General features: G+C 54.6%; 2 tRNA genes and 2 rRNA genes. All 4 read left to right on the forward strand.

From position 1 onward, the window contains the following. The first annotated feature begins 150 nt into the window (after positions 1–150). Positions 151–1,681, forward strand: a 16S ribosomal RNA gene (locus VGS11_04135). Between the two features lie 116 nt (positions 1,682–1,797). After that, positions 1,798–1,874: transfer RNA gene (locus VGS11_04140), tRNA-Ile, on the forward strand. Positions 1,875–1,970: 96 nt separating this feature from the next. Next, a tRNA-Ala gene (locus tag VGS11_04145) sits at positions 1,971–2,046 on the forward strand. Between the two features lie 264 nt (positions 2,047–2,310). Next, positions 2,311–5,195, forward strand: a 23S ribosomal RNA gene (locus VGS11_04150); the annotation flags it as partial.

Here is a 5,195-nt window from a genome sequence, read left to right on the forward strand (position 1 = left end):
CGGGTGCTCTTTAAAAGTTTGGCAGGTAATTTGTGTGGGGACTCGCGTCGATGTGCCTTTGGCGCAAGACCGAGTGACCAAAGATGTCCAGCAGTAGTTGGAGCCATTTTTGGATTTACTCTTCGATGTTGATTCTCAAAATCTTCAAGTGAAGAGTTTGATCCTGGCTCAGATTGAACGCTGGCGGCGTGCCTAACACATGCAAGTCGAGCGGTAACAGGCGTAGCAATACGTGCTGACGAGCGGCGAACGGGTGAGTAACGCTTCGGAATCTGCCCAATGGTGGGGAATAACCAGCCGAAAGGTTGGCTAATTCCGCATGAGCCCTTCGGGGGAAAGCGGGGGATCGCAAGACCTCGCGCCGATGGATGAGCCGAAGCCGGATTAGCTAGTTGGTAGGGTAACGGCCTACCAAGGCGACGATCCGTAGCTGGTCTGAGAGGACGACCAGCCACACTGGGACTGAGACACGGCCCAGACTCCTACGGGAGGCAGCAGTGGGGAATATTGGACAATGGGGGAAACCCTGATCCAGCGACGCCGCGTGTGTGAAGAAGGCCTGCGGGTTGTAAAGCACTTTTAGTGGGGATGAAAAGCTCAGGGCTAACACCTCTGGGTCTTGACCTAACCCACAGAAAAAGCACCGGCTAACTCTGTGCCAGCAGCCGCGGTAATACAGAGGGTGCAAGCGTTAATCGGAATTACTGGGCGTAAAGCGTACGTAGACGGTTGGATAAGTCGGATGTGAAAGCCCCGGGCTCAACCTGGGAATGGCATTCGAGACTGTTCAGCTAGGGTGCGGAAGAGGGAAGCGGAATTTCCGGTGTAGCGGTGAAATGCGTAGATATCGGAAGGAACACCAGTGGCGAAAGCGGCTTCCTGGTCCAGCACCGACGTTCAGGTACGAAAGCATGGGGAGCAAACAGGATTAGATACCCTGGTAGTCCATGCCATAAACGATGAGAACTAGACGTTGAGGGGGTAAGCCTCCCAGTGTCGTAGCTAACGCGCTAAGTTCTCCGCCTGGGGAGTACGGCCGCAAGGTTGAAACTCAAAGGAATTGACGGGGACCCGCACAAGCGGTGGAGCATGTGGTTTAATTCGATGCAACGCGAAGAACCTTACCTGGTCTTGACATCCTGGGAATCCCGTAGAGATATGGGAGTGCCGCAAGGAGCCCAGAGACAGGTGCTGCATGGCTGTCGTCAGCTCGTGTCGTGAGATGTTGGGTTAAGTCCCGCAACGAGCGCAACCCTTGTCCTTAGTTGCCATCATTCAGTTGGGCACTCTAAGGAGACCGCCGGTGACAAACCGGAGGAAGGTGGGGATGACGTCAAGTCATCATGGCCTTTATGACCAGGGCTACACACGTGCTACAATGGTAGATACAGAGGGTTGCCAACGCGCGAGCGGGAGCCAATCCCAGAAAATCTATCGTAGTCCGGATTGGAGTCTGCAACTCGACTCCATGAAGTCGGAATCGCTAGTAATCGCAGATCAGCATTGCTGCGGTGAATACGTTCCCGGGTCTTGTACACACCGCCCGTCACACCATGGAAGTTTACTGCACCAGAAGCAGGTAGCCTGACCGCAAGGGGGGCGCCTACCACGGTGTGGTCAATGACTGGGGTGAAGTCGTAACAAGGTAGCCGTACGGGAACGTGCGGCTGGATCACCTCCTTTCAAGAGACCAGCGCCTTATTCACAAAGGCGCGAGTTCCCAGCACAAGTTACCTGTCCAACACATTGGGGCGGCGGCCCGTCGGCGCTTGTTGGCTTTCTGAGGGCTGCAGAGTTGGGTCTGTAGCTCAGTTAGTTAGAGCGCACCCCTGATAAGGGTGAGGTCGGAGGTGCAACTCCTCCCAGACCCACCAGGACCAGGAGTAGCGGGCGAAAACCACGCTTTTCGCCCGCGGTCTACGGAGTAATGTCCGCGCAAATCGTCGGGAACGATTTGCGCCTATAGACCAGGGGCCATAGCTCAGCTGGGAGAGCGCCTGCTTTGCAAGCAGGAGGTCGCCGGTTCGATCCCGGCTGGCTCCACCAGCTCCCCGCCCAGATCCGCGCCGCGTGATGACGCGAGCTCATGGCCGAGACCGGCGATCGGTTGTCATGTGCTCCCGTGATCGCGCCGCGAGGCGGGATCAAAGCGGCGATGCCAATGAGCGCATCGTCTGCTCTTTAACAATCCGGAGAAGTTTTTGTTTTGACGCTAAGTTTTCAAGCGAAAGTGTTTCTTTGACTCAAGCTTGAAAATGTCGCGTTCGCAATGTGAATCAGCTCCATATCCCCAGACTCCTTGGGGTTATATGGTCAAGCGAGTAAGCGCATATGGCGGATGCCTTGGCGGTAGAAGGCGATGAAGGACGTGGTAGCCTGCGATAAGTGTCGGCGAGCTGGCAAACGAGCTTTGACCCGGCAATTTCCGAATGGGGAAACCCACCTCGCAAGAGGTATCCAACACTGAATTCATAGGTGTTGGAAGCAAACCCGGCGAATTGAAACATCTCAGTAGCCGGAGGAAAAGAAATCAACCGAGATTCCCCTAGTAGTGGCGAGCGAACGGGGACCAGCCCAGTCGTGGTAATCGGGTGAGTGCTAGTGGAACAGTCTGGAAAGTCTGGCCAAAGAAGGTGATAGCCCTGTATACGAAAGCACAATCCCGTGAGCGACGAAGAGTAGGACGAGACACGTGCAATCTTGTCTGAACATCGGGGGACCATCCTCGAAGGCTAAATACTCTCTACCGACCGATAGTGAACCAGTACCGTGAGGGAAAGGCGAAAAGAACCCCGGAGAGGGGAGTGAAATAGAACCTGAAACCGTATGCGTACAAGCAGTCGGAGCCCCGCAAGGGGTGACGGCGTACCTTTTGTATAATGGGTCAGCGAGTTATTTTCAGTGGCGAGGCTAACCGAATAGGGGAGCCGTAGGGAAACCGAGTCTTAAACGGGCGTCACAGTCGCTGGGAATAGACCCGAAGCCAGTCGATCTATCCATGACCAGGATGAAGACCAGGTAACACTGGTTGGAGGTCCGAACGAACCACTGTTGCAATAGTGCGTCGATGAGTTGTGGATAGGAGTGAAAGGCTAATCAAGGCTGGCGATAGCTGGTTCTCCCCGAAAGCTATTTAGGTAGTGCCTCGAGTCAACACTCAGGGGGGTAGAGCACTGTTTGGAGAAGGGGGCCATCTCGGCCTACCGACTCCATGCAAACTCCGAATACCCTGAAGTGATACTCGGGAGACACACGGCGGGTGCTAACGTCCGTCGTGAAGAGGGAAATAACCCAGACCATCAGCTAAGGTCCCAAAGTTTCGGCTAAGTGGTAAACGATGTGAGAAGGCATAGACAGCCAGGAGGTTGGCTTAGAAGCAGCCATCCTTTAAAGAAAGCGTAATAGCTCACTGGTCTAGTCGGCTCGCGCGGAAGATTTAACGGGGCTAAGCCGAGCACCGAAGCTATGGGTGTGCAGGTCTTCGGATCTGTACGCGGTAGGGGAGCGTTCTCTAAGCCTGCGAAGGTGTGCTGCGAGGCATGCTGGAGGTATGAGAAGTGCGAATGCTGACATGAGTAACGTTAAAGCGGGTGAAAAACCCGCTCGCCGAAAACCCAAGGTTTCCTGAGCCACGTTAATCGGCTGAGGGTGAGTCGGATCCTAAGGCGAGACCGAAAGGTGTAGTCGATGGAAAGCAGGTTAACATTCCTGCACCGATTCCAACTGCGATGGGGTGACGGAGAAGGCTAGATCAGCGGCAGCAGTGCCGTTCAAGGCCGTAGGTGGATCTTCCTGGCAAATCCGGAGGGTCATTCAACACCGAGAACTGAGTACGAGGAGACTTCGGTCTCCGAAGTGATCGACGCCACGCTTCCGGGAAAAGCCTCTAAGCTTCAGGTTGGAATTGTCCGTACCGTAAACCGACACTGGTGGGTGAGGAGATGATCTCCTAAGGCGCTTGAGAGAACTCGGGTTAAGGAACTCTGCAAGTTGATACCGTAACTTCGGGAGAAGGTATGCCTCCTGGGGTGAGTGGATTTACTCCACAAGCTCCAGAAGGTCACAGGTAATCGGGGGCTGCGACTGTTTACCAAAAACACAGGACTCTGCTAACACGTAAGTGGATGTATAGGGTCTGACGCCTGCCCGGTGCCGGAAGGTTAATTGATGGGGTCAGCCGCAAGGCGAAGCTCCTGATCGAAGCCCCGGTAAACGGCGGCCGTAACTATAGAGATAGCAACTCCGATGCAGAGATTCCCAGGACCAATGTTGTAGTTACGTAAATAAACTTGGCTATATGCTGGAAACTCCGAGAATCCTCGGGTACTCGCCGTTGTGAGCGGCAGTGACAATCCACGAGGTGCGGACAATCAGCAGGAAAGGCTCTTGCCGTGCTAGACGTCTCGCAAGTTCCGCCTGATATCGGCCACTACCTGGCTGGCTTCACCGATGGTGAGGGCAGCTTCAATGTGTCCTTTAGAAAGCGGGCAGACTATGCGATGCCGTGGAAAGCATCTCTGTGCTTCAACGTGTCCCAGCGTGACAGGGTCGTTCTGATCTTGTTCGTTGAGCACTTGAAATGCGGGACGATGCGGACCAGGGCTGACGGCGTCTGGTACTACGAGGTCAATACTTTCACCGCGATCGTCGAGAATGTAATCCCGTTCTTCGATCGGTTCGGATTCCTCTCTGCGAAGAAGCAGCGCGACTTTGCTAAGTTCAGGCAGATCGCGCGGCTCATTCAGGAAGGACGCCACCTATCGAGGGAAGGCATCGATGAAATTCTTGCGATTCGTCGCGATATGAACGACGGCGGTGCAAGGAGACGTAAGTACTCAGATGACTCGATCACAGAGTTGTTTGAGGTAAGGGAATCCTCAGAGACTGCACGCCAAGCCCCAGAAGCCCTTCTGGCGGATGATACAGTCCGAGCTGCATAGCGATATGCAGGAAGCAATCGGGTCCGAAGCCCGGTTGTCTTCGCGAACGGCATGAATGGTATGTTGTTCGTAACGTTAAGAACGGTCCTAAGGTAGCGAAATTCCTTGTCGGGTAAGTTCCGACCTGCACGAATGGCGTAACGCTGGCCCCACTGTCTCGACCCGAGACTCAGTGAAGTTGAAATCGCTGTGAAGATGCGGCGTAGCTGCGGAAAGACGGAAAGACCCCGTGAACCTTTACTACAGCTTTACACT

Source organism: Candidatus Bathyarchaeia archaeon, assembly GCA_035935655.1.
Classification (GTDB): Archaea; Thermoproteota; Bathyarchaeia; order 40CM-2-53-6; family 40CM-2-53-6; genus 40CM-2-53-6.